At 55.7% G+C, this 24804-nt stretch carries 17 protein-coding genes, 2 tRNA genes and 2 CRISPR repeat arrays; of the genes, 5 read left to right on the forward strand and 14 right to left on the reverse strand.

All coding sequences use genetic code 11. The annotated features are described in order from the left end of the window. The first annotated feature begins 32 nt into the window (after positions 1-32). The 4 genes from ABCS64_RS11660 to ABCS64_RS11675 all read left to right on the forward strand — a co-directional run bounded on the left by ABCS64_RS11660 (position 33) and on the right by ABCS64_RS11675 (position 2051). Entirely contained in the window at positions 33-812 is a 780-nt protein-coding gene (locus tag ABCS64_RS11660) for an exodeoxyribonuclease III (protein WP_418892065.1), read from the forward strand. Between the two features lie 165 nt (positions 813-977). After that, positions 978-1322 (forward strand): ElaB/YgaM/YqjD family protein, encoded by a 345-nt coding sequence (locus ABCS64_RS11665; protein ID WP_418892066.1) that lies wholly within the window; start codon positions 978-980, stop codon positions 1320-1322. A 35-nt stretch (positions 1323-1357) separates the two neighbouring features. Further along, positions 1358-1768 carry a phage holin family protein gene (locus ABCS64_RS11670; RefSeq protein ID WP_418892067.1) on the forward strand — a complete coding sequence of 137 codons (411 nt, stop codon included), beginning with the start codon at positions 1358-1360 and terminating at the stop codon, positions 1766-1768. Beyond that, positions 1752-2051: a YqjK family protein gene (locus tag ABCS64_RS11675; RefSeq protein WP_418892068.1), complete on the forward strand. Its 300-nt coding sequence runs from the start codon at positions 1752-1754 to the stop codon at positions 2049-2051. The genes ABCS64_RS11670 and ABCS64_RS11675 overlap by 17 nt, the downstream gene beginning before the upstream one ends. A gap of 501 nt (positions 2052-2552) precedes the next feature. Here ABCS64_RS11675 and ABCS64_RS11680 read toward each other — a convergent pair. The 3 genes from ABCS64_RS11680 to ABCS64_RS11690 all read right to left on the reverse strand — a co-directional run bounded on the left by ABCS64_RS11680 (position 2553) and on the right by ABCS64_RS11690 (position 4893). Beyond that, positions 2553-2645: transfer RNA gene (locus ABCS64_RS11680), tRNA-Ser, on the reverse strand. Positions 2646-2699: 54 nt separating this feature from the next. Continuing rightward, entirely contained in the window at positions 2700-3923 is a 1224-nt protein-coding gene (locus tag ABCS64_RS11685; protein WP_418892069.1) for an aspartate kinase, read from the reverse strand. Positions 3924-4056: 133 nt separating this feature from the next. Further along, positions 4057-4893 carry a radical SAM protein gene (locus ABCS64_RS11690; protein WP_418892070.1) on the reverse strand — a complete coding sequence of 279 codons (837 nt, stop codon included), beginning with the start codon at positions 4891-4893 and terminating at the stop codon, positions 4057-4059. Positions 4894-5063: 170 nt separating this feature from the next. Between ABCS64_RS11690 and queD the strand changes: the two genes are divergently transcribed. Next, positions 5064-5534, forward strand: coding sequence for a 6-carboxytetrahydropterin synthase QueD (queD, locus tag ABCS64_RS11695; RefSeq protein ID WP_418892071.1), 471 nt, complete (start codon positions 5064-5066; stop codon positions 5532-5534). On the opposite strand, the gene ABCS64_RS11700 is transcribed toward queD, so the two are convergent. The 11 genes from ABCS64_RS11700 to cas1c form a co-directional block, all read right to left on the reverse strand. Beyond that, entirely contained in the window at positions 5531-6331 is an 801-nt protein-coding gene (locus tag ABCS64_RS11700) for a phosphoadenosine phosphosulfate reductase domain-containing protein (protein ID WP_418892072.1), read from the reverse strand. The two genes, queD and ABCS64_RS11700, sit on opposite strands and share 4 nt — an antisense overlap. A gap of 103 nt (positions 6332-6434) precedes the next feature. Beyond that, a tRNA-Thr gene (locus ABCS64_RS11705) sits at positions 6435-6508 on the reverse strand. Positions 6509-6647: 139 nt separating this feature from the next. Further along, positions 6648-6827, reverse strand: coding sequence for a hypothetical protein (locus tag ABCS64_RS11710; RefSeq protein ID WP_418892073.1), 180 nt, complete (start codon positions 6825-6827; stop codon positions 6648-6650). A gap of 61 nt (positions 6828-6888) precedes the next feature. After that, positions 6889-7737 (reverse strand): hypothetical protein, encoded by an 849-nt coding sequence (locus ABCS64_RS11715; RefSeq protein WP_418892074.1) that lies wholly within the window; start codon positions 7735-7737, stop codon positions 6889-6891. Between the two features lie 277 nt (positions 7738-8014). Beyond that, positions 8015-9088: a DUF697 domain-containing protein gene (locus tag ABCS64_RS11720; protein ID WP_418892075.1), complete on the reverse strand. Its 1074-nt coding sequence runs from the start codon at positions 9086-9088 to the stop codon at positions 8015-8017. 62 nt (positions 9089-9150) lie between these two features. Beyond that, positions 9151-10236: an SH3 domain-containing protein gene (locus ABCS64_RS11725; RefSeq protein WP_418892076.1), complete on the reverse strand. Its 1086-nt coding sequence runs from the start codon at positions 10234-10236 to the stop codon at positions 9151-9153. 284 nt (positions 10237-10520) lie between these two features. Further along, on the reverse strand, positions 10521-11087 hold the full coding sequence (locus tag ABCS64_RS11730) for an O-acetyl-ADP-ribose deacetylase (RefSeq protein WP_418892077.1): 567 nt from the start codon (positions 11085-11087) through the stop codon (positions 10521-10523). A gap of 813 nt (positions 11088-11900) precedes the next feature. After that, entirely contained in the window at positions 11901-12713 is an 813-nt protein-coding gene (locus ABCS64_RS11735; RefSeq protein WP_418892078.1) for a hypothetical protein, read from the reverse strand. 330 nt (positions 12714-13043) lie between these two features. Next, a CRISPR array of direct repeats spans positions 13044-13476; the repeat unit is 32 nt; unit sequence GTTTCAACACACAGCCGCCCGAAGGCGGCTGC. 236 nt (positions 13477-13712) lie between these two features. Further along, positions 13713-15092, reverse strand: coding sequence for an IS1380 family transposase (locus tag ABCS64_RS11740; RefSeq protein ID WP_418889980.1), 1380 nt, complete (start codon positions 15090-15092; stop codon positions 13713-13715). A 130-nt stretch (positions 15093-15222) separates the two neighbouring features. Continuing rightward, positions 15223-22774: a CRISPR direct-repeat array (repeat unit 32 nt; unit sequence GTTTCAACACACAGCCGCCCGAAGGCGGCTGC). 194 nt (positions 22775-22968) lie between these two features. Continuing rightward, a complete protein-coding gene (cas2, locus tag ABCS64_RS11745; RefSeq protein WP_418892079.1) occupies positions 22969-23262 on the reverse strand; it encodes a CRISPR-associated endonuclease Cas2 in 294 nt (97 codons plus the stop codon). Between the two features lie 269 nt (positions 23263-23531). Then, a complete protein-coding gene (gene cas1c / locus ABCS64_RS11750) occupies positions 23532-24545 on the reverse strand; it encodes a type I-C CRISPR-associated endonuclease Cas1c (RefSeq protein ID WP_418892080.1) in 1014 nt (337 codons plus the stop codon). Positions 24546-24804: the final 259 nt, after the last annotated feature.

Genomic DNA, 24804 nt, shown 5'->3' on the forward strand with positions numbered 1-24804 from the left:
AAATACCAAGCATTATCTGAGTCACGGCTTGTATGTTACGCATCATTACCCTAAATCTCAATGGAATTCGCTCGGCGTGGCGCAAAGGCTTTGCTCCCTGGCAAGCCTGCCAGAACGCCGACGTCGTTTGCCTGCAGGAAATCAAGGCGCAGGCCGCCGATCTGGCGCCTGATATGCTTTCTCCTGCCGGCATGCACGCACACTATCATCTGGCTGAGAAAAAAGGCTACAGCGGTGTCGGCATCTGGAGTCGCCACCCGCCGGATGCGGTTCAACAAGGTATCGGCATCCCTGAGTTCGACGCTGAAGGCCGCTACCTGCGCGTGGATATCGGCCGGTTGTCGGTAATTTCACTGTACCTGCCTTCCGGATCGAGTTCGCCTGAGCGACAAGCGGCTAAATTTCGGTTCATGGATGGTTTCTATCCCATCTTGTCCCAGTTAGCACGTGAAAAGCGTGATATCGTCGTTTGTGGTGACTGGAATATCGCCCACCAGGAAATCGATCTCAAAAACTGGAAAAATAACCAGAAAAATTCCGGATTCTTGCCGGAAGAGCGTGCCTGGTTCGGCAAAACGCTCAACGAAGCAGGCTGGGTCGATGTTTATCGTCGTCTGCATCCGGATGCGACAGACGCCTGCTACACCTGGTGGAGCAATCGCGGTCAGGCCTGGGCTAAAAATATCGGTTGGCGGCTCGACTATCAATTGGCAACACCCGAACTAGCCAATAGGGCGCGTTCCGCAGAAATTTATAAAGCCGAACGCTTTTCCGATCATGCCCCGTTACGCATCGACTATGATTACGCATAATGAATTTTAATTGATTCAAAACGCCAAATTCGTTACCCTGCATCTGAATGCCGTATACGAATTTATGTGTCATGAAAGGCATCCCAGCATGCCTTGGCGATAGATAGTACGGCGCCCAGAGCAACTCCGATTGACTTTTACTTAACTCAACGCAAGGAAATCATCATGCCCAGACAATCCAAGTCCAAACAGAGTGAATCCGAATTTTCGATTAACCTGAGCAAGCAGAAGCTCGTCGAAGATCTGAAAATTGTGATTACCGACGCCGAGGAAATCTTGCGCGCCACCGCCGACCTGGCGGGTGAAAAAGTTGTCGAACTGCGCGGGCAAATCAGCGAGCGGCTGGAAGACGCCAAGACGCGGCTCATTGATGTTGAAAATGAACTGATCGGCAGAACGCGAGCCGCCGCGCACGCCACAGATGTCTATGTCAAGGAAAATCCTTGGCAGGCCGTCGGCATTGCCGCCAGCATTGGCTTGTTGATCGGGATTTTCGCTAGCCGTCGTTGAATCTGAAGTTTCTGGGATTTTTTGCGCGGAATTTCATGAGTACCACGCCTGGCTACCGGGGCAGCCTGTTTTCCGCCCTGAAAAATCTGGCGGCCACATTGCTGGCGAGCGGCAGAACACGCCTCGAATTGTTGGGCAATGAGCTGGAAGAGGAAAAATTACGGGCATTCCAGCTCTTTTTGCTAGCCCTTGGGCTGGCTTTCTGCCTAAGCATCGGCCTCCTCATGCTGGTCTTGTTTCTGACGGTGGCATTCTGGGAAAGCCGGGTACTTATATTGGGAATTTCCTGCGCAGCATTTCTGGGTGCCAGTATCTGGCTAGCGTTCGGGTTGAAACGGGCCGTGCAACGTCCCAGGCGGATGTTTGACGCCAGCCTCTCCGAATTGGAAGAGGATCTCCGTCAATTGAAAGCTGCGATAGGGCAACACGATGCGCCGGCTGAATGACATCCAGCTGCAGCGGGGCATGCTGCTTGAACGCATTACAACACAGCGCTACTTCCTGTCCGCGGAAACGCAACCGGTACAAGTCGCCCTCAACCGGATTGATGTTGCACGCATGTACATCAATACGGGTATCAGCTACGTCAAACGTCACCCGCTACTCGCTGGACTTGCCGTTACCACGTTGACTATTCTGAATGGTCGCCGCGTATTTCGGCTGGCACGGCGCAGTTTCTTCATCTGGGAAACCTGGCAAACACTGCGGCAACGATTCCCCTATCTTTGACGTATATGATGCGGCATAAATTTCCGCAAAATTAGATTAATGGTTTTAGTAGTATGTTAGATAGCACTATGCAGCCGCTTAAATGAAAAATAACTCAAGAAACTAGGCTCCAATACCCAGCCTAATACAAGACTAATGCGGTAAAAGAAACTAGCGCTATTTTTATTCTCCGCCGCTATCTAAACAGCCAGATACGATTAAAATCAATGGACTGGCTGAGTAGAAGATCATTAATTTATACGCATCATTCTTGAGTACTAGAAACAGCTCGAAATAGGTAGTGTCTTGAAAATAAGTAGCTTCCGAACCTTGGAATCACCATTAAGAGGCGTTTTATTTAACTATCCCAAAGATAGATTCGTATACGAATAATTTCCGTAGTTATTAGTTATCTCACACAATATCTCACATAACGGTTTCTACTTATATTTTTTGGAATAATCTAACAAGAAAATAGCCCAGAAAATCAAAGACGGCCGGAAAGGCCGTCTTTACTGGGTTTGGCGGAGACGGAGGGATTCGAACCCTCGATGCAGGTTTTGCCCGCATGCTCCCTTAGCAGGGGAGTGCCTTCGACCTCTCGGCCACGTCTCCGGAAGGGCGCGATGATAGCCGTTTAGCTGCGCTCGGTCAATTCAACGAAATTATTCACTCTTTATCGAGGCCGAATGTCCGGTGCAGAATGCGGACAGCCAGTTCCAGATATTTTTCCTCAATCACTACAGAAAGCTTGATTTCTGAGGTTGAAATCATCTGGATGTTGATGCCTTCCGCGCCTAGCGCACTGAACATCTGGCTGGCAATACCCGGGTGGGAATGCATGCCGACGCCAATAATGGAAACCTTGCAGGTTTTGTTGTCGCCGGTCACGCCGCGTGCACCAAGTCCGGCTGCGCTCTGTTCGAGAATTGCCTTGGCTTTGGCGTAGTCGCTGCGATTGACGGTGAATGAGAAATCCGTCAGCCCTTCTTGACTGACATTTTGGATGATCATGTCAACGTCGATGTTAGCGTCGGCGATCGGTCCAAGAATCTGGTACGCGACGCTGGGCTTGTCGGGCACGCCAAAAATGGTCAGTTTGGCGCCATCACGGTTGGAGGCAATGCCAGAAATAATCGGTTGTTCCATTGTTTTTTCTTCCTCAACAGTAATCAGGGTCCCCTCACCTTCGTCCTCGAAGCTGGAAAGCACACGCAGCTTAACCTTGTATTTTCCAGCGAACTCGACAGCGCGGATTTGCAGTACTTTTGAGCCAAGACTGGCCATTTCCAGCATTTCTTCGAAGGTGATGGCATCGAGTTTGCGCGCTTCCGGGACGATGCGCGGATCGGTTGTATAGACGCCATCCACGTCGGTATAAATCTGGCATTCGTCGGCATGCAGTGCAGCTGCCAACGCCACCGCCGAAGTATCGGAACCGCCACGGCCGAGCGTCGTGATATTGCCTTCGGCATCCGCTCCCTGGAAACCAGCCACAACGACGACATAACCCGCGTCCAGATCCTTACGGATTAACGCGTCGTCGATCTTCAGAATACGCGCCTTGGTAAATACGCTATCCGTCAATACCTTGACTTGCGGACCGGTATAACTCTTGGCTTTCAGCCCCAGTTCCTGCAACGCCATGGAGAGCAGACCGATCGTCACCTGCTCGCCGGTTGAGGCAATCACATCCAGTTCACGCGGATCGGGCGAGGCGGAGATTTCTTTAGCCAGTGCAATCAGGCGATTCGTCTCCCCGGACATGGCCGACGGGACGACGATGACATCATGGCCCCGCTTCTTCCAGCGGGCAATGCGCTTTGCCACATTCTTGATACGTTCGGTCGTTGCTACCGAAGTGCCGCCAAATTTCTGGACGATTAATGCCATTCCTGATCCATTCCCTATCAATAAACGCAAGGGATTCTACCCGAATTCCATCACGGGGCAGATGCCCAAAACTGATTTTTTACGATGCCTGCGTTTTACATTAACTATTACGCGACTTCATGTTCACGCACATTCAGGGCGTCATGATGACCTTAACGCCAAGCACCTTGATCCTGTCTGCAACACCCTGCATGATCGCCGGAGGCACCGCAGAGATGCGAAACGATTCAGGCTGCAAGGAAGGGCGAGCCGGCCCATAAAGCAGCACCCCCTGAATATGCGGCCGCAGCAGGTCAATGCACGCCAAATAGGCGTCCTGTTCCAGCGCCGACGGCGCTTCGCCGTCCAGCGCGAACCAGCACGTCTGAATCCAGATGGGCACAAGTTGCGCACACTGACGTACCGTTGCGCACAGCCGTGCTGATGAAAAACGGCCGACGCCGTTGATACGGCGCACGCCCGCAGCCGTCGCCCGATCCAGTTTGAACCAAACTTCACCGCCCAGCCGGGCGATACGGGCAAGGCCTAATTGCACGTTTTCACGATGCATCAAACTGCCGTTGGTAATCAAGCGTACCTTGAGTACGCCGAGCAGGGATAGATCCTGTAATACACGTTCCAGCCGCAACACGGCATCGGCAAACTCGACCGCACTGGTTGGCTCACCATTCCCGGAAAACGCCACATCCACCAGGCGGCGCGCTTCTGGCGGCGCGTTACGCACCAGATAATCCCCATGCACGGCTTCCCGCAAAAAACAGCGAAGCTCCATTTCCAGCCGGTCGAGATCGATCGGCGGCGGCCCGCCCCGCTTCAGCTCCGGTACCTGGCAGTACAGGCACGCCCAGTTGCAGGCGTTATTCGTATTGAGGTTGATGCCGACGGAAACACCGCCCGCGCGGCGGGAAACGACAGGGTATACATAAGTCATTCCGGCGCTGTCGCGGCGATGGTCAGAGACGGTCAGCATGGTATGTGACAGATATTACGGGGTAATCAAAAATGTAATGATAGTCGATGGTCGGATAGTCGGATGCTTGCACGCACCGTCATACACGCCTACAGATCACATGCGCTTTCAAAAACAGTCATGGCGATTCCGATATAATCAGCGCGCTGATTTTTCCTCCGGATTTCCCCATGTTCATCACTCGCCGCCTGGAGTTTGACGCTGGCCACCGTATCCCCGATCACAAAAGCCATTGCCGTCATCTTCACGGTCATCGTTACGTTCTCGAAATCACCCTGGCCGGCAACATCATCCGCCATGACGGCGATGCAGCCAACGGTATGGTGATGGATTTTGCCGACATCAAGACGCTGGCAAAACGGCATCTGGTCAACCACTGGGATCATGCTTTTCTCGTTTATGCCGGCGATACGGCCGTCGTCGAATTCCTGAAAACGCTGCCCGGCCACAAAACCGTCGTTCTCGAATGTATTCCGACGGCAGAAAATCTGGCCGAAACTGCTTTTGCCATTCTTGACCGCATATTCTGCGACAACTTTGGCAACCATCTGCGGCTAGAACGCGTCAGGCTCTACGAAACACCCAACTGCTGGGCAGATGCGGTGCGCACATACCGGCATTCGACCCAAACCTGCCGCTAGGCCGTGGCCACCTTGATTTTCTGATCTTTTTCCTTATTTCTGGCGGCATCGAGCACCGGGGCGATGTGCGTTTCGTAATCGGTAATCGCCGCACCATAGACCGATCCCAACAAAGCGCCGAGTTTTTCCGCCAGTACCGGGTAATGCGCCTGCATCCAGCGAAAACGAGCCAGATCGATACGCACGGTACAGTTCCAGCATTCCAGCGAATCGGCCAAGCCCGTAGCATATTGCTCAGGCAATGGCACACGCCGTCGCTGGCAATAGGCCAGTACCTCCTCAGCCGTCCAGTTACGCAAAGGCGCCACAATCCGCCTACGCGGCAAAGGGCTCAGCATGGCTGGAAATGAGGTTTTATGATTCAGCAGATCTTCGGCCGTCTGCCCGTGCAAGACCAGATCGGTTCCGTACTCTTTGAGATAGCGCGCCAAGGGTTTGTACTGGAGCGCCTTGCAGCAATACCCGTTGGACTGAATGAGGATTCCCGGATTTTTCTCGTGCGGTCGGTGCCGCACTGGAATCAGCGCCGACGGGAAACCGTGCGTCGCAAAATAAGCAGACTGGTCGCTGACCAGTTCCTGGAAATCCCAACCGCGCGTTGCTTCGCGCATAAAATCGACCATGTGCGGAAACGTTTCGCTTGTCCGCGCCCAGACGACATGCAAACGCTTACGATACGGTTTGCACAAAGCCAATAAAAGGAGCGAGTCCTTACCACCGGAAAGCGCCAACGCCGGCCGTTGTGCGTCCGCCATGGCCGCGTCGATCATCTGCCGGGTCTGCCTGAGTTTGGTCATGGCGCATTACACTTCAGCACAGCCGCACCACACTGCCTACGTTTACCGCGCCGCTGAAATAAAAGCATGCTGAATATTCTTGAACAGCTGTTTTGCTTCGCCCTGGTGCCCCTGCGCGGAATCGAACCACGACCTGATGATTACAAATCAACTGCACGACCTTCATGCTACAGGGGCGCGGGCTGGATAAAGCGCGCGTATTATAAGCCGAACACGCTTTCCGGCAAGCTGGAAAACCGCGAGCGGCATGCAATCACTTCATCGCAAACGGAAATTGCATACCTGGCAGAAGCGTTCAGCGCACCGCAACGCCTCCCTACTTCATATGTTCAGGGGAATCCGCGAGCCAGACAAAGGGGGAAACTAAAGCAACTAACGGCAGCGGCAGGTAGCCGCCGATACCGGCAATGCCTGTAATAAAAGTATTCGCCGGTACGCTCACGTCCTGTATTTGTAGGTGTTCCGCATTCACAGCCTTCCAGACCTTCATTGCCATGATACGCAGAACCGCAGGCTCCACGCTACACACGCTACAAATTACTTCACGCTATTTCACGCTATCTGCTCCAGCGCTCTCTGTGATTTCCGCGATTGTCCGGTGTTTGTGGCGGTGTGCCGGGCGGCATTTCGACCACACGGCTGCCAGGAAACAGCGGACGGGGATAAGCCGGCTTCCACGGCGGGATATACGCCGGTGCAGATGGGGGGGGAAGCGGATGAGACGCCGGTGGCGGATACATCGGCGGCCTACCCCGTGGAGGCGGCGGGTACATGGGATACGGAGGAGGTGGCGGATACGGTGGAGGCAGTGAATGAGGCCGTTGTAGCACCGTTGTATAACGCATAAAAAATACCGCAGGCTGCGCATGCATGATGATTCGCCCGGCGCTATCCACGATACTGACGTCGAGCTGGGCACGTTGATTGATGGGCGGTACGCCTCCCCAGAACTCGGGCGGAAACATGAATTCAGTAGCAGTAAAACGCTGCCCGACAGGCTGCCCGTTGAGGCTGATCACAAATGCGTGCCCCTCACCAAGCCGTAATGGCGGATCGACCGCCAGCCGCACCGTGAAACTGCCGGTATTGGCAACAACACTACCATCCTGCTCCGGAGACAAGATCGAGAATGTTCGATAAGGCGTATCTTCAGGTACTGCCTGCTTTCCCGCACGTTCTTGCAGCGTACCGGCTGACGTGCCAGATGCCGTCTTTTCCTGCGGTACTTTTTGCGCCGGCACCACATTCAATGGTTTCAAGCGCATTTCCTTGGCACCGGGCTGTGGCTTGTCGGAAAATACTGGCCCGTTGGCACCCCGCGTCACATACACACCCTGGGCATATAGGGAAAGACTGGCCGCCATCAATCCTATGCCCAGCATCAACTTGATTGCACGCGCACGCATCGCCGCCCTTTCCCTAACTTTCACACAGAATCATTACGATTCTACGCCGGATGACTCAAACACAGTGCCGGGATCCATGTATGGCACAAACGGCAAACCGGAGTTACCCAACATATGTATAACTCATGCGTATTTGCCGCAGACAGCAAGCCAACAACACACTTTTCCGCCTTATACTGCAAGCGTTGTCTTAGCACTCCTTGCTGGCAACATTTGACCCTCCCTGACTCATCGCAATGATGAGATTTATCCCGCGTCAAACCGACGCGGGATTTTTTTATCGGCGTTCTGAAGATTCTGGTTCTCTGTCCGTTTTCTTCGATAACGAAGATTTTAGTGATTCCCAGGAACGGCTAAAGACGCCGCCAACCGACCTGGCCGCCTCCACGGCAACATCAGTAGTCTGGCCGACTGTGCTTTTTACTGTCTCAACCGAAGCATCCATAGCAGAGCCAACTGCTCGGCTAACGGCATGCCATGAACTTTTGACCACGCGTTCGCCCTGCGTTCTGGCAATGCCGCCAACCATTCCCATGGCCAGAACGGTCGCATTTTTCTTGAGCGCAGACGGTTCCGGTCGGGTTAGAGACGCACAGTACACCCGCGCCATCAGGCCAACACGCAACGTTAGGAACGCATTCGAACAGCCGCTTGCCAGGCTATTGACCAGCAGCGTCGAAACCCCCTGAAATCCGGGCAAAGCGCCTTTCAGCGAAGGAACAATCGCTGTCACGATCGGGGCAGCAATCTCCATGAACTCGATCTCCTGAAGATTTTCTGCCACCAACGCATTCATGCCAACATTGCTGTAGAGATACAGCATCTGGCGCGGCGACGGACGCTGCGTATATACCTGCGCAATCCGCCAAACGAGACGGATTTGCGTAAAAAATACGATCAACCCGTCCAGTCGCCCGTTCTGCATGACCGCCGTACTGACAAATACCGTACTGGCCGTTTCCTTGATCAATTCATCGACGGTCTTTTCCAGTTTGGCGCAGGCGCTAACCACATCCGCCTCATTGTTAATCGCCATCCCGGCAAGCAGTAGATTGACTCGCAGACGCGCAATGAATGCCTGTAAAAATGCCTCATACGCTGGATCATCGACACTGGGTGGCGGCGTCAGCGCTTTAGGCAAACGGAAAAAGAGTGCAAAAGGCGCAACCAGCAGTAAGAACGACAGAGAAAGCAACCCCCAGAATATGAATACGCCGCTGCCACCATGCACGCGATCCGCAGCATCCGCGAGACTGACGATATTCGCCAGCAACGCCGTGAGAAGATATACCCCCAACAGCAGGGCAAAAGAGAGCGTGATTGCCCGTAATCCTGAAATAGCGGTTTTCATAGCATAGCGATGTATTTCCAATACGTGTTCAACGGATGTCTGCGCATTGCCCCGTCTTCTGCTTAATCACCCGGGGTTTTCACGTACTCCGCGCCAGCAATTTTATTTTGCCGGATTTTGAAGCGAAGCGTATCTGAAGGAGAAATGGTGAATGACCATTCCCCCCCTTTTTTCTCGGCATCACCCAATGGCGCCAAAGATGCTGTCGATTGCCCGAGTTTCCAGCGACCCAGCGTCAACGAGCTTTCTGGTTCAAGAACAATGCGGGAAAGCGCACCGCCCACATACACGGCCTGATGCTCAGGATAGAACAAGGTTTCCTGATTAACGTGCTTACCCTCGGCTTCCAGCGTGGTTTGCACGACCTTGGCAGGCGGCCCAAACAAGGCCTGCGCCTTGGCCGGCGTATTGCCAAAATCGAGCAGAATCTGCGCCAGATACGGCATCGGAGCATCGGGAAGGGTCAGGTACTCGCCAAACACCCAGCCTGAACCTTTCTCCTCGGGCAAATCCACCTTGTACCAAGCGCCATTTTCTCCGTTCCACGAGCTGATCAACACCACGCGCCCGGCGCCAAGCTGCCCGACAACATCGCTCGTCGTGGAAGGTTCGCTCCGCACATTGACATTGCTGGCTGTGCAATACGCCAGTGTTGGCTGGTTGATCAACCCCGCCTTGGTCTGCGGCAGCGCCGTACGCGGCATGGCGATGGTCATTTCCGAAGGGCCCAGCACGAAATTTCCCGAAGCCAGCACGTAGCGTCCTTTGCATACGATCTCTTTGGCCAGTTTAGCGCAGTTCAGATCAATGACCTGCGGCTCCTTGACGAACCATTCATCATTCTTGTTCCCTTCACGAACGCCTTTTGACGTACAGTCCGACAACTGCCGCGGATGCCCATCGTCGCCAAAAACTAGCGCACACTGAAAACCGAACTGATTGTCGATCTGCACGGAAAAACTGCCCGGCGAACTTTCGCTGATCGTAACCCGCCGCAGGGAAGCGCCATCGTTATCGTTTCCATACAGCTTACCCGTCAGCCACGCCTTGCGCACTTCGTCCGCAGCACTGCCCTCTGCCGCAAAAGCCAGCGAAGCAGACAGCCCGCATAGAACGATTGCCGCCCATCGATAAACAAGTTCTTTCATGACCCCTCCACTAAATAATTATCTCGACAAACACTTCACCAGACATCCCACTAAACACCCGGGTTTCAGGAGCGCTTCCCCGTCCTTCCCGAACCCAAACCTTCTGAACGCGGCGCATCCGGGTATTTCTACCCTGACGATCCTGTTTTTTTGCCCGATAGATATGAGTAAGGAAGCGACAAATTTTTCATGGAAATCACCCGCCCAGATCGTTAGGCAGATAACGCAATCACCCGTAGAATCCGGACGTGCGCCGCAGGCTCAGAGCTGCGGGAGCGGATTGACTATAGCGCATCTCCCTGCTTTCGAGAATCCGTACCGATACCCAGGCAGCGCGCGTAATACAAATAATCTGACTGCGAAAAACAGCAGAATACAACTTTGCAGATTTTCGACATTTTCGGCATGGCATCTATCTCCAGCAAAGTTGCGCGCACGCTCGCCAGTGCCAGATCGGCAGCCGCCTCAAAAGGATACCCATACACACCCGTACTGATGCAGGGAAAAGCAATACTCGACACCCGCCGTTCTGCCGCCAATAACAACGAATTCCGGTAACAGGCTGCCAGCAATACCGGCTCACCATGCCCACCGCCACGCCAAACCGGGCCGACGGTATGAATGACATAACGCGCCGGCAAGTGATAACCCTGTGTCATCTTCGCCTCACCCGTCTGGCAACCGCCTAGTGTTCTACACTCGGCCAGCAAATCCGGCCCTGCCGCACGATGTATTGCGCCATCAACACCACCGCCGCCCAGCAACGTCGAATTGGCTGCATTCACGATGGCATCGACCTCCAGGCGCGTAATATCGCCCTGAATAGCACACAAAACGGTATCGCCATGCATAACGTCTCTTCCTCGAATATTCATAGAACCCGGCATACCAGACACTTCCGGATATTGTCCGACGATTTTCATCATTTACATAAGCATCCGCACAGAGTCTCTGAGCAAAGTGCCGCAAAAATCACATGGATCACATAAATGATCGCCAATCGATGTTCAAAGCCCTATCACTCAAGCCACATCGCATATCAAGCAATTAAACCTTATTCTTATCTGAGCAAGTTCATTTAATAGAAAAAAATGAAAAACGGTATATTTAGTAGTTCTTTCAAAAGTGATTTCGTAATTACAGAGATTTAAATATTAAATAGACAGCTTACGGTAAGGACAACTTCTATCCGATGCCGTTTATGGAGTATATCGGTGACGGTGACAATCACCGCAAGGCGCTTATTTTAGCACTTGTGCCAAAAGAGCCGCTTTATCCCAAGCGCCGTTTCTACCTCATACACCCTTGGGGTAATGCAATTTACACCCTTTTTAGCTAACAATATCAGAAAAAAGGTACTCGCAAATTTCATCATCTACTCGCATATCTTAGACTCGCGCGCGAAAATCTCGGTGCGACAAGAACTGCAAGATCTGCTGATCCCGAATAAAAGCGACGATTCTAGATAGGTCATCGCTTTTGTTCGGCAAAATTTTATTTCGCTTGCACAAGGCGAGCATAGGCACTGCGCAATTCCTTGCCTATCGTATCTTTCGGGTAAAAATGCACAGTTTTATTCGTAAATTTAAAGACACGCTTTACTCGCAGCGCAAATTTTAAGATCTACTTCACAAATTTATTTCAAAATTTACTAATTCAATTTATTATTTAAAAATCCCTTTGATCTTATCAAAAAGAAATTTTTTACTGCCACTATGCGAGTCAGGATTCTCGTCGCTATGTTTTTCACCCCCACCGTGCGCCGCCTTATCTCGCTTTATTGCTTCGCTAACTTGCTGCGCGGCAATTTCCGCATAGATCAGCGCGCCTTGTGTATCGCAATTAAAAAGATTTGAAAACGACTCGGACTTATTCAGATCAAACGGATTAGGCTCGACGACCTCGGTAGCCTCAAGCAACCCTATCCCTAGCTCGCGCGCTAAATTTAGCGCCTTTAAAAACACGGGTAAATTCTGCACATAAAATTGGTCGATCGCCTCTTTTATCTCTCCGCCCGCTTCATAATCGCGTAGCAGTTTCTGCACGCTAGCAGCATCCAGATACGCACCGCAGCAGTAACTCTCGATGATCTCGTTGTGAATCTGCCCGCTAAATTCCGCTAGAAATTCCACCGGCAAAACCTCGCGCCAATCGCTTATGTAGGGCTTAAATTTAGAATTTTGCTCTGCCAAAAAGCTAAACGCCGTACCGCGCGTGTAAAAATATTCTCTGAAATAGCCCTGTGCCACGGCTATATGAAATCCGTGCGTTTTATTAAAAATGCTGTCTACGCCGTATTCAAGCGCCGAGCGGAAGCTATCGGTGTATTTTTCTACATAAAATTCATTCATCCCGCTTGGGCGTGCGATTTTGGCAATGCTCTCAAAATTGCCCTTTTGCGCGCGCTTTAGCGGCTCGAAATACCACTGTTCCATCTCCTCTTTGCCGATCGCGTGGTAGCTTATGTCGTAGCCCATTTTCTCTCCTTTAATTTTTCAGATTGATCTGCGGATACCAATACATCGACTTTGAAATTTTACGAAATATCATCGTGGCATTCAGATCGTTTGAAGTGCGGTAGCTAAGTACCAACTCGCCCTTGTCGCTCTTAGGCGCGGTGATTTTGTAGCGAGTCGCGCTCGCTCAGCGGCGTTACGTTTGCACCCCTGCCGTTAACCTGCACCGCGCGGATCTCACCTCTTTAGGGTAAGAGGTCAACAGCAAAGTTTTATCCTCCGCTACGTTTCTAAGCTCGGGCGTAACTGGATTTAGATAGGTTGCAACGCCCAAATAGCGGTCATTCGCGCGTTTCAACACACAGCCGCCCGAAGGCGGCTGCCTCGGTATCCGCGCCAATCTCTGCGGCAATCTGACGTTTCAACACACAGCCGCCTGAAGGCGGCTGCACGCCCTTGGCCTGATCGTACCAACAGTCTTCCTTGTTTCAACACACAGCCGCCTGAAGGCGGCTGCCTTTTCCGGGGGATGTGCCATACTCACGCCCCCGGTTTCAACACACAGCCGCCCGAAGGCGGCTGCGAGCGTTTTTACAACGACTTCGATTGAATCGTTGTTGTTTCAACACACAGCCGCCCGAAGGCGGCTGCACGTACAGACATCCTCATCACGATCATTACCCAATGTTTCAACACACAGCCGCCCGAAGGCGGCTGCGCGCCGGAGTGGGCGCAGCGATGGCGATTTTTAAGTTTCAACACACAGCCGCCCGAAGGCGGCTGCCCTAGCCCACATTTCTCACACTCTCACGGTTCGGCCCCCGTTGGCGCGGCTTTTTCCTTCACGCGTTGCCGTGACCGCGAGGATTCAGGCCCGCGAGCGGCCAATGGAGTGCAGGCGGGTGAGGTTCTGCGGGCGGTCAGGTGCGTTGAGGGGGCAAGCGGCGCTGTTTGGGCATGAGACCGCCTCGCGCGAACGGGAGCGCGATCGGATCAGCAGGGCCACGGTGGCGTGGCGGATCAGCCGGGGGCGAGTCTGGCCTGGGCCAGGCGCCAGGTGGTCTGGAACGGATGACTGCTGGCCATGCTGACATGGATGCGGCGCACGCTGATCTTGACCCGTGCGCCGATCTTGAGCAGTTTCAGGCGCAGGCTCTCGCAGGTGGCCTCGGCCAGTTCGGTGCCAGCCAGCCCGATGCGGCGCAGCGCTTCGAGCATGACGTAGGCGAAGGAGGCGAACCACAGCCGCAGCTGATTGGCCCGCATCGTCGCCGTTGAGGTGCGATCGGCGAACAGGTGTAGCTGGCACTCCTTGATGCGGTTCTCCATTTCGCCTCGGGCGCAGTACAGCGCCTCGTACAGTTCGCGTGCCGGCCAGCGCTGAGCGTCCAGGCTGGTGACGATGAAGCGCGGATTGGCCTTGCCCGGCAGCTGCTCGGCCTTGCCGACGACCCGCCGGGCGCACGACCAGCTGTCAAGGGTGCGGTAGGTGAAGTCGCGAAACCGCCGTGCGGGCTTGCCGGTCTGGGTGCATTCGGCCTGCGCCTGGCTCATCTCGGTTTCGATCTGGGCCTTGAGCCGGTCGTTCTTGGCCAGCCCGAAGACGAAGTCGATGTGCGTCTGCTCGCACCAACTCATCAAGGCATCGCGCGCAAAGCCCGAGTCGGCACGCAGCACGATGCGCACCTCCGGCCAGTGGCGGCGGATCTGGGTGACGATGCGTTCGAGTTCATCGATGCTGCCCGCCGAGGCATCCGTGTTGGCCCGGCGCAGCTTGGCGGCGAGCAGATGTCGGCCGCAGAAGATGTACAGCGGCAGGTAGCAGTAGCCGCCGTAGTAACCATGGAAGAAACGCCCTTCCTGCTGGCCGTGCAGCGGGTCGTCGGTGGCGTCCAGATCGAGGATGATCTCGTCAGGTGCCTGCTCGTGCGCCTCAATGAAGCACGCGACGAACAGCGACTCGAAGGCCGCCGGATCGTGAGCGATCTTGTGATAGCGCGAACCGTCCTTGGTGTCGGGGGCATGTTCGAGCCGGTTCAAGGTCGACTTGCCCGCCAGCGGCTCGCAGCCCTTGCGCCGAGCGCTGAGCTTACCGGCCAGCGTGGCCAGTACCGGGTCACGGCGCAATTGATCGTGATCGTTCAGGTCCTCGTAGCCCAGCGCGATCCCCACGATCCGTTGCATCACCAACGTGTGCACCGTGTGTTCGATCAGCTCCGGATCGCGCCCATCCTCGAAGCAGGCCGCCACCCGTTCGGTCAGCCGCAAGGTGCGATCGACCTCGCGCAGCAACAGCGCGCCCGCATCCGAACTGATCTGCCCTCCGTCGAAATCCACCGCCACCTGGCGGCCATCAATACGCTTCGCGCATGGGCTGACTACGGTACACTGTGTCGGCATCGCGGCTTCCTCAGAGATATGGTTAAGTCGTTCTCGCAAAAAAACTTTCTTATATCTCCGGCCGCGATGCACCTTCTATCTGTGAGAAATGCGGGCTAGACCGACATCGGACAGCGCAGGGCTTGCTCATGTTTCAACACACAGCCGCCCGAAGGCGGCTGCCATGTGCCAGCATGACTATCGTCCGCCGCCTACGGTTTCAACACACAGCCGCCCGAAGGCGGCTGCAAACGCTAAAAACAATAAAAAGACTTGACAAACAGTTTCAACACACAGCCGCCCGAAGGCGGCTGCGCACGTCGAGCTTGCGCAGCACCGCCGCAAGCACGTTTCAACACACAGCCGCCCGAAGGCGGCTGCATGATGGCAGCCGCACCTACATCAAGGAATTAAGAGTTTCAACACACAGCCGCCCGAAGGCGGCTGCAAAAATCATCGCGGAATTATCCGACGCTGTCGAAGTTTCAACACACAGCCGCCCGAAGGCGGCTGCGCATGTCGGCTGCGAGCTTGCGGTTAGCCTCGTAAGTTTCAACACACAGCCGCCCGAAGGCGGCTGCAGAACATGCACCGGCGCTCGCTCACCAACGAGCAGTTTCAACACACAGCCGCCCGAAGGCGGCTGCTACTGCAGATACGGCCGGTCAGCAGCATTGCTCATGTTTCAACACACAGCCGTCCGAAGGCGGCTGCAAGCCAAGGAAGAAGATGCGCCGGAAGCGGACGATGTTTCAACACACAGCCGCCCTAAGGCGGCTGCATCGTCTGCCGCGTAAAAAAAACCCGGCCACGGATCGTTTCAACACACAGCCGCCCGAAGGCGGCTGCCAGGCAATAACTTCAGAGCGGTGGCAACAACAACCGTTTCAACACACAGCCGCCCGAAGGCGGCTGCAGATATCCGCGCGGCGGTAGGTGCAGCATTGGCAGTTTCAACACACAGCCGCCCGAAGGCGGCTGCCTGGGTGCAGGAACGCGGGGGCAACCCGTTCATGGTTTCAACACACAGCCGCCCGAAGGCGGCTGCTATAGTCGCGGAAGGTACGTTCTTTGTTGATTGGTTTCAACACACAGCCGCCCGAAGGCGGCTGCGCCAACCCGAAGATAATAAACGGCGCCAGGACTAGTTTCAACACACAGCCGCCCGAAGGCGGCTGCCTCCCTTTGTCGGCTCAATGTCCTACCAACCGCCGGTTTCAACACACAGCCGCCCGAAGGCGGCTGCCTTCCTCGGGTGCCTCTTTCACACCTTTGGGCATGTTTCAACACACAGCCGCCCGAAGGCGGCTGCCCGCCGCGTTTTTGCCGGATTCCACACACACGAACTGTTTCAACACACAGCCGCCCGAAGGCGGCTGCGCGCCTGGGCGATCTCACGGTACGGCGCCTCGAAGTTTCAACACACAGCCGCCCGAAGGCGGCTGCCGGCCGCCCCCACTGCGCCTAGCTTGCCCAGGCCGGTTTCAACACACAGCCGCCCGAAGGCGGCTGCCTTCCGTGCAAATTCTCATCTTTCCGTCTTCTTGCAGTTTCAACACACAGCCGCCCGAAGGCGGCTGCCTACTGATTCAATGGCCGCATTAACGGCCGTGTTGTTTCAACACACAGCCGCCCGAAGGCGGCTGCGTCACGCGCCGGGTCGAACCCATTCTGCTTGATGTTTCAACACACAGCCGCCCGAAGGCGGCTGCCCAACTCGAACACGACCCGCTCCGTCCACATATGTTTCAACACACAGCCGCCCGAAGGCGGCTGCCGCTCACTTCGTAATCTTTTGCTGGCCATCGTGCTGTTTCAACACACAGCCGCCCGAAGGCGGCTGCCCGCTGGCGTATCGATCAAGTCCCTGTTCCTCGGCGGGTTTCAACACACAGCCGCCCGAAGGCGGCTGCGCCCTGTGGCGGCGCAGGAATTCAACGTTGTTTTGTTTCAACACACAGCCGCCCGAAGGCGGCTGCTTTGATTATGCCAACGGCGAACCGCCCTTTCTGGAGTTTCAACACACAGCCGCCCGAAGGCGGCTGCTACGGGTTTTCTTGCGCCCTTTGACTGGACGCGACGTTTCAACACACAGCCGCCCGAAGGCGGCTGCGACAGCCGGATCGTGGCTAATCCAGTTTTTCGGGTTTCAACACACAGCCGCCCGAAGGCGGCTGCTGGCGGGGTATATCAAGGCACTGCCGGGCAAGGGGTTTCAACACACAGCCGCCCGAAGGCGGCTGCTGGCCAGCGTGCCGTTTTCGGTGGCGATGGCCGGAGTTTCAACACACAGCCGCCCGAAGGCGGCTGCACCCCAGCGCCGAATTGACGAACACGATCATGTCCGTTTCAACACACAGCCGCCCGAAGGCGGCTGCTTGCCCTCGCCGTTTTTTCCGTATACGGGCATGAGGTTTCAACACACAGCCGCCCGAAGGCGGCTGCGACTGCCGCTGCGATGCGCTTCGACCAGCGGCATGTTTCAACACACAGCCGCCCGAAGGCGGCTGCACACATTCATTTGTGCAGGCACTACGCCTTAAATGTTTCAACACACAGCCGCCCGAAGGCGGCTGCGCCGGCGACACGCCGATACCATTTGCGCAGACGGGTTTCAACACACAGCCGCCCGAAGGCGGCTGCTAAGCAAGCCGTTTACCACAACGACCATTGTATGTTTCAACACACAGCCGCCCGAAGGCGGCTGCCCAGCAAAATGCTGGCCGTAGCGCTGGCCGCACGAGTTTCAACACACAGCCGCCCGAAGGCGGCTGCCCGCCGGACGCAAACCGGGGCGTGCCGACCCCGCGGAGTTTCAACACACAGCCGCCCGAAGGCGGCTGCCTTTGGCTTGCTTGGTTTTCATGACGTTTCCTTTCGTTTCAACACACAGCCGCCCGAAGGCGGCTGCCCGCACGTGAAGAGCAAGTACCCGCCACAATTTTTGTTTCAACACACAGCCGCCCGAAGGCGGCTGCCCGCACGTGAAGAGCAAGTACCCGCCACAATTTTTGTTTCAACACACAGCCGCCCGAAGGCGGCTGCCTTGGGTAAGGTGGACGAGTGGCTCACGCAGAGGGAGTTTCAACACACAGCCGCCCGAAGGCGGCTGCGGCCGAATGGCAAAACCAACGGCTACCCCGTGCTGTTTCAACACACAGCCGCCCGAAGGCGGCTGCCATATTGATACGCTCAAACGTGCCGATCTGGTCGTTTCAACACACAGCCGCCCGAAGGCGGCTGCGTGCGCCGCCAGCACGCGCTTCGCAAATCGCTGGTTTCAACACACAGCCGCCCGAAGGCGGCTGCCTTGCTGCGCTGGGCCTGCCCGTCAGCGCAACACAGGTTTCAACACACAGCCGCCCGAAGGCGGCTGCTCGAACGTCACCTTGAGCGCGGCTACGTCAGCCAAGTTTCAACACACAGCCGCCCGAAGGCGGCTGCCTGCGTAATGCGGCTGTTTCATCGCCTTGCCGTGTTTCAACACACAGCCGCCCGAAGGCGGCTGCATCTGCGGCGTTCCCTCGGCCGACTGTGGAAAGTCGTTTCAACACACAGCCGCCCGAAGGCGGCTGCGTGTTTATGACAGAGGATATGCCATGAATGACGTAGTTTCAACACACAGCCGCCCGAAGGCGGCTGCAAGGCATGACATCGGGTGTTATTTCCGGAGTAGAAGTTTCAACACACAGCCGCCCGAAGGCGGCTGCGACGAATTCCAATGTAAGCTCGGCAATGCTCAATGTTTCAACACACAGCCGCCCGAAGGCGGCTGCAAGGTTTGAGGTGTTTGCATGGCTGCAATATTACAGTTTCAACACACAGCCGCCCGAAGGCGGCTGCTCATTTTTTGCAATCGCTGTGAGGTTTGGGTAAGGTTTCAACACACAGCCGCCCGAAGGCGGCTGCTTTTGCTCGACTTAGTAGCAGTTCGCCGAGACGTAGTTTCAACACACAGCCGCCCGAAGGCGGCTGCCTGCGCACAATATCATCTCGGTCGAATTCTATAACAGTTTCAACACACAGCCGCCCGAAGGCGGCTGCTTCCGTTTGTTATTGTTTTGGCGATGTTATAAAAGTTTCAACACACAGCCGCCCGAAGGCGGCTGCCCTTCAAGAGACGATTCATCACGCCGAAATCGGAAGTTTCAACACACAGCCGCCCGAAGGCGGCTGCATCGGCTGGCGATCAGCGTGCGGCGGGACGTAAAGTTTCAACACACAGCCGCCCGAAGGCGGCTGCGGCCAAGGCCAGGGAAAGCGCGGCGGATCGCGACCTGTTTCAACACACAGCCGCCCGAAGGCGGCTGCGGGACGTGGCCGACGGCGCGCTGACTATTGATGAGTTTCAACACACAGCCGCCCGAAGGCGGCTGCTTTCGACCTGCAGGAATGCATAGCGCTCATCGACGTTTCAACACACAGCCGCCCGAAGGCGGCTGCCGCGTCCTCTCGTGGATCCCCGCGAGAGGCGTCACCGTTTCAACACACAGCCGCCCGAAGGCGGCTGCGGGGGCTGAGGTCTCCTGGGCCGCCCGGCCACTTGTTTCAACACACAGCCGCCCGAAGGCGGCTGCAGGCATGGGCGGCGGGGCAGCGTTAAATCATAAGGGTTTCAACACACAGCCGCCCGAAGGCGGCTGCAGCCGGAAGGTTTTTCCTGACAGCAGAAACCAAAGTTTCAACACACAGCCGCCCGAAGGCGGCTGCCGGATGGGGCGGCATTCCCGCTGCTTGCCATGTGTGGGTTTCAACACACAGCCGCCCGAAGGCGGCTGCCCCGCTTTTGCGGCGGTATCTGGACGAGCCGCCAGTTTCAACACACAGCCGCCCGAAGGCGGCTGCCCTTGGCGTTAATGCCGAATGGATACTAACCGGAGTTTCAACACACAGCCGCCCGAAGGCGGCTGCGCCTTCCGTCTGCCAGTAGGGTGGGTCCATGTAGTTTCAACACACAGCCGCCCGAAGGCGGCTGCACGCAAGCGCCCGCTGGCAGACGCTACCCTGAAGCGTTTCAACACACAGCCGCCCGAAGGCGGCTGCACGCTTCAACCCAGTCGCATGGCTCGGTCACATCGTTTCAACACACAGCCGCCCGAAGGCGGCTGCGTGATGCCAATGATCAGGCAGGCGATGAGTTCGGGTTTCAACACACAGCCGCCCGAAGGCGGCTGCAGCAACTCCCAGAGTTAGTTGCGGAATACTCGCGGTTTCAACACACAGCCGCCCGAAGGCGGCTGCCACCGTTGGGCCGGCGAATACCTGTTCGGCATCAGCGTTTCAACACACAGCCGCCCGAAGGCGGCTGCCGGAAGAGCCGCAAATTCTCGACGGCGTTCTGGCTGTTTCAACACACAGCCGCCCGAAGGCGGCTGCCGAAAAAATCCGCGATGAGGCGGCGCGGTTGCATGTTTCAACACACAGCCGCCCGAAGGCGGCTGCGCAGGCTGATGTCCGGCAGCAGTTCGGCATCCGGAGTTTCAACACACAGCCGCCCGAAGGCGGCTGCGGCTTCTGCTGGCGCCCACATCCCCCATTGCTTGTTTCAACACACAGCCGCCCGAAGGCGGCTGCGAGGTTGATTGGCGGCGCAGTGGTTGCAGTTCCGTTTCAACACACAGCCGCCCGAAGGCGGCTGCCAGCATCTGCGCGTCCGAATGTGGCGGTGCGCTACGTTTCAACACACAGCCGCCCGAAGGCGGCTGCCGACGTGTCGGAATGGCGCTTTTTCGACCTGCAGGTTTCAACACACAGCCGCCCGAAGGCGGCTGCGTCCGCGCAAAACTGGCGGCAACCCATCCAGTGGTTTCAACACACAGCCGCCCGAAGGCGGCTGCCCAAAATGCGGGGCGACAATATCGGCCATAGCGCGTTTCAACACACAGCCGCCCGAAGGCGGCTGCCTGGCGGATGCGCTCGTGGCACGCCTGAGCAATATCGTTTCAACACACAGCCGCCCGAAGGCGGCTGCACTGGTTGACCGTTGCTTGGCTGCAAAAATTTAGTTTCAACACACAGCCGCCCGAAGGCGGCTGCCTCATTACGATGATTAATCTACAAAACCATCAGGTTTCAACACACAGCCGCCCGAAGGCGGCTGCCTCCACACTGCCGCTATCAAGCGCATATAGGTCGTTTCAACACACAGCCGCCCGAAGGCGGCTGCTTGTCCTCAATAAACAGGGCAAACTCGGCCTGAGAGTTTCAACACACAGCCGCCCGAAGGCGGCTGCTCGATGGCCTGATCAACGGCAGGCTGGGCACGGAGTTTCAACACACAGCCGCCCGAAGGCGGCTGCTACTGGAGCCGGGCGGCATATTAGTTTTTAAGTGGTTTCAACACACAGCCGCCCGAAGGCGGCTGCTCTCAATCGAGATTTTTTCGTGACCCTTACCGGCAACGTTTCAACACACAGCCGCCCGAAGGCGGCTGCCTACAAGGAACTTCCGACTATTACAGTACAAACCGAGTTTCAACACACAGCCGCCCGAAGGCGGCTGCTCAGCCTGGCTGGCCGTAATATCATTCAGCCAACGTTTCAACACACAGCCGCCCGAAGGCGGCTGCCCGGCAATCCGACAGGTCTAATTCGTAACCACTTGTTTCAACACACAGCCGCCCGAAGGCGGCTGCCCGGCGCGCGCGGCGTCAATGACAACTTCTTGGTGTTTCAACACACAGCCGCCCGAAGGCGGCTGCGCGCTCACACTCCGGGCGACCGAATGCTTACTTGCAGTTTCAACACACAGCCGCCCGAAGGCGGCTGCGCTGAGATGGCAATTCTGGTGGATGGTCTTCTTAGTTTCAACACACAGCCGCCCGAAGGCGGCTGCGCCACCGCCTGCACCATCACCGCGTCGTCCTGATGGTTTCAACACACAGCCGCCCGAAGGCGGCTGCACAAGCCGCAGCATGCCGTCTCCGTAAACAAGACCGTTTCAACACACAGCCGCCCGAAGGCGGCTGCAAATCTATTTTCCGATGCAAGATGCCAATGATCCGTTTCAACACACAGCCGCCCGAAGGCGGCTGCATTTTAACGACCTTGTTCTCGACAAAGTTTTCGGGTTTCAACACACAGCCGCCCGAAGGCGGCTGCGCGGCGTTCAACTCATATTATGAACTGGTCAAAAAGTTTCAACACACAGCCGCCCGAAGGCGGCTGCCGATCCCCGAATCGGTCACCGCGCGCCTCGGCAGTTTCAACACACAGCCGCCCGAAGGCGGCTGCCGCCGACGCCGGTGCCGGCATCGCGCCTACTCCCCGTTTCAACACACAGCCGCCCGAAGGCGGCTGCGGCGCCGGGCTGGCCGCAGCGGCAGCGGTTTTTAAGTTTCAACACACAGCCGCCCGAAGGCGGCTGCCGCCCCGGATCATATCTACTATCGCGTGATTTACAGTTTCAACACACAGCCGCCCGAAGGCGGCTGCATGCCCTGGTGCTGCGCAGCCGCAAGCCTGAGGCCAGTTTCAACACACAGCCGCCCGAAGGCGGCTGCCCTGGATGTACGGCAGCCATGGCGTTAGGTCGTCGTGTTTCAACACACAGCCGCCCGAAGGCGGCTGCACGATCCCCGAATCGGTTACCGCGCGCCTCGGCAGTTTCAACACACAGCCGCCCGAAGGCGGCTGCGTGTGGCTTTTTCCTGTAAAAAACGCCGTGATTATAGTTTCAACACACAGCCGCCCGAAGGCGGCTGCTCCGTGCCTAAAAACTCACGAAAAATCAAATAGATACCATCTACTTTTCGCTAACCTGTTTCAATGGCAAAGAGTCTGGTTAGTATAGCGCCCGCATTTACGCCATACAAACCATATAAATAACCCAATTGTGAAAGAACCCACAGCGTTCGCTAACCTGCCCGCATTTTTACGAGAACCAGCGGTCAGCGAAGCTAAATAACCAATGAATCCTTGAATATATCCATTGCCGGTTTCGCACCGTGATGCTCCACCTTGCCCCGCCATTTGCTGCCCAGATGATAAAAGCGCAGGCTGTCCGTCTCGGGCTTGAAAATATCGAGCAAACCAGCTTTCAGCTTCACCCACTGATCGGGCGCAATGTCGCATTCGAATACGGAATATTGCACACGCACGCCGTAATCCAGACACAATTTGGCAACGCGCCGCAGCCTTGCCTGTCCTTCCCTGTCTTCAAGCGAAATATCATAAGTAATCAGCATTAACATATCGTTCTCATCAGCATTTCTTCAAATATAGTAAATGCATTGATTTTTCCGTAATAACGTTGCTGCGTTTTGCCGTGCTATTTATATTTTCTGAGCTTTCCATCTTATATCGAAAAATGGCCTTCTTAAAGACCTAGAAGTTTCTGATATAAAACATCATTTTCTACAAGCTAAAACAAAATAATGATTTAACACCGTTAAATCCTTCCTTATCCCTTCAAATACTCTTCAGACGGTTTAATTACAAAGACTTGTTTAGAAAATACGCACTATCTCATCAAAAATGGCGGATATTCCGCCAAATCCCCACGCAAATGGCGCGCCAACAGCATTGTCTGAATATACGGCAGCAAACCGATTTCCACTTCTTCACCCAAAAATGGATGCACAATTTTCTCTTGCTTCTTCGCTTGCAAAGACTGAAACACGAGCTTGCGCGCATCGGCTTTCAAGCTCACCGCGCCGCTTGCCTCGGTAACAAAATCCTGCGGTTTGATTTGCCCGCGGTTAATCAGCGATAGCACCAACCTGTCCGCCCACCACGCACGGAATTCTTCCAAAATATCCTGTGCCAAACTATCACGCCCCGGTCGGTCGGCATGCAGAAAGCCCACCTGCGGGTCAAGCCCCACGCCTTGCAGTGCACCGCTGATGTCCTTGCCCAACAGACTGTACACAAACGACAGCAGCGCATTCACCCCGTCTCTGGGCGGACGACGGTTGCGCCCGTCAAAAGAAAAGCCGCTTTTTTCGCTCAAAAGCTGCCCGAACACGCCGAAATAACGTGCCGCCGCATCGCCTTCAATGCCGCGCACCACGTCCAGCTCCGCCGCACCCTTCAACAGCCGCAGCGAAATGTTCAAAGCATCGACCGCACTTTGAATCGCTGCATTCTCGCCGTAATTGCGAATCTGCCGCTGAAGCACTCGCTTACCCGCCTGAATCTTTGCCGCAATGATATTGCGCGCAATCGGCACGGGATTTTGCTCCGACACCCGATACTGCGCCCGTCTCAGCAGCACATTGCCGCTCTGCCGTCCCTGAAGCCGCCCCAAATAACGCCCGTTTTCGGTAAAAAACGCCAAATTCACATTATTTTCGCCGCAAAAACCCAGCAAAAACGGCGACACCAGCACATTCCCAAAACAGAAAATATGCCCGATGGAATGCACCGGCAACTGCGCCACCTTCTTGCGCTCCAGCTCCACCACCAGCGTTTCCCGCTCCTTATGCAGATAACTGCCTTGGGTGGTGATATAGAGCGTGTTTTGCAGTTTGCGCATGGGGAAATTCCTTGGGTTTGAACGCAGTTTTGGGGCGTTTAATAGGGGAGGGCTACCTGAAAAACGGTAGGTCGGAGTCTTGAATCCGACTCACGCAGATCGTGCAGACTGCCTGAAAACAGCAGGTAGCAACTGTATTTTTCACCCCATCGGGCAAAAATACAGTTGCTACTCTTGCCACATAGACCAAATAAAAGTAAGTACCGCCCCTAAAAAGAGGCAGTACCACTCAATCAAAATCAAACAAGAAATAATTAAG

It is taken from the genome of Dentiradicibacter hellwigii, assembly GCF_041770905.1.
GTDB classification, from domain to species: domain Bacteria; phylum Pseudomonadota; class Gammaproteobacteria; order Burkholderiales; family Rhodocyclaceae; genus Propionivibrio; species Propionivibrio hellwigii.

What these genes read in the sequence shown, in the direction of transcription:
- ABCS64_RS11660 (WP_418892065.1), top strand. Translation starts at nt 33, where the DNA reads ATGTTACGCATCATTACCCTAAATCTCAATGGAATTCGCTCGGCGTGG.
- ABCS64_RS11665 (WP_418892066.1), top strand. Translation starts at nt 978, where the DNA reads ATGCCCAGACAATCCAAGTCCAAACAGAGTGAATCCGAATTTTCGATT.
- ABCS64_RS11670 (WP_418892067.1), top strand. Translation starts at nt 1,358, where the DNA reads ATGAGTACCACGCCTGGCTACCGGGGCAGCCTGTTTTCCGCCCTGAAA.
- ABCS64_RS11675 (WP_418892068.1), top strand. Translation starts at nt 1,752, where the DNA reads ATGCGCCGGCTGAATGACATCCAGCTGCAGCGGGGCATGCTGCTTGAA.
- ABCS64_RS11685 (WP_418892069.1), bottom strand. Translation starts at nt 3,923, where the DNA reads ATGGCATTAATCGTCCAGAAATTTGGCGGCACTTCGGTAGCAACGACC.
- ABCS64_RS11690 (WP_418892070.1), bottom strand. Translation starts at nt 4,893, where the DNA reads ATGCTGACCGTCTCTGACCATCGCCGCGACAGCGCCGGAATGACTTAT.
- queD (WP_418892071.1), top strand. Translation starts at nt 5,064, where the DNA reads ATGTTCATCACTCGCCGCCTGGAGTTTGACGCTGGCCACCGTATCCCC.
- ABCS64_RS11700 (WP_418892072.1), bottom strand. Translation starts at nt 6,331, where the DNA reads ATGACCAAACTCAGGCAGACCCGGCAGATGATCGACGCGGCCATGGCG.
- ABCS64_RS11710 (WP_418892073.1), bottom strand. Translation starts at nt 6,827, where the DNA reads ATGGCAATGAAGGTCTGGAAGGCTGTGAATGCGGAACACCTACAAATA.
- ABCS64_RS11715 (WP_418892074.1), bottom strand. Translation starts at nt 7,737, where the DNA reads ATGCGTGCGCGTGCAATCAAGTTGATGCTGGGCATAGGATTGATGGCG.
- ABCS64_RS11720 (WP_418892075.1), bottom strand. Translation starts at nt 9,088, where the DNA reads ATGAAAACCGCTATTTCAGGATTACGGGCAATCACGCTCTCTTTTGCC.
- ABCS64_RS11725 (WP_418892076.1), bottom strand. Translation starts at nt 10,236, where the DNA reads ATGAAAGAACTTGTTTATCGATGGGCGGCAATCGTTCTATGCGGGCTG.
- ABCS64_RS11730 (WP_418892077.1), bottom strand. Translation starts at nt 11,087, where the DNA reads ATGCATGGCGATACCGTTTTGTGTGCTATTCAGGGCGATATTACGCGC.
- ABCS64_RS11735 (WP_418892078.1), bottom strand. Translation starts at nt 12,713, where the DNA reads ATGGGCTACGACATAAGCTACCACGCGATCGGCAAAGAGGAGATGGAA.
- ABCS64_RS11740 (WP_418889980.1), bottom strand. Translation starts at nt 15,092, where the DNA reads ATGCCGACACAGTGTACCGTAGTCAGCCCATGCGCGAAGCGTATTGAT.
- cas2 (WP_418892079.1), bottom strand. Translation starts at nt 23,262, where the DNA reads ATGTTAATGCTGATTACTTATGATATTTCGCTTGAAGACAGGGAAGGA.
- cas1c (WP_418892080.1), bottom strand. Translation starts at nt 24,545, where the DNA reads ATGCGCAAACTGCAAAACACGCTCTATATCACCACCCAAGGCAGTTAT.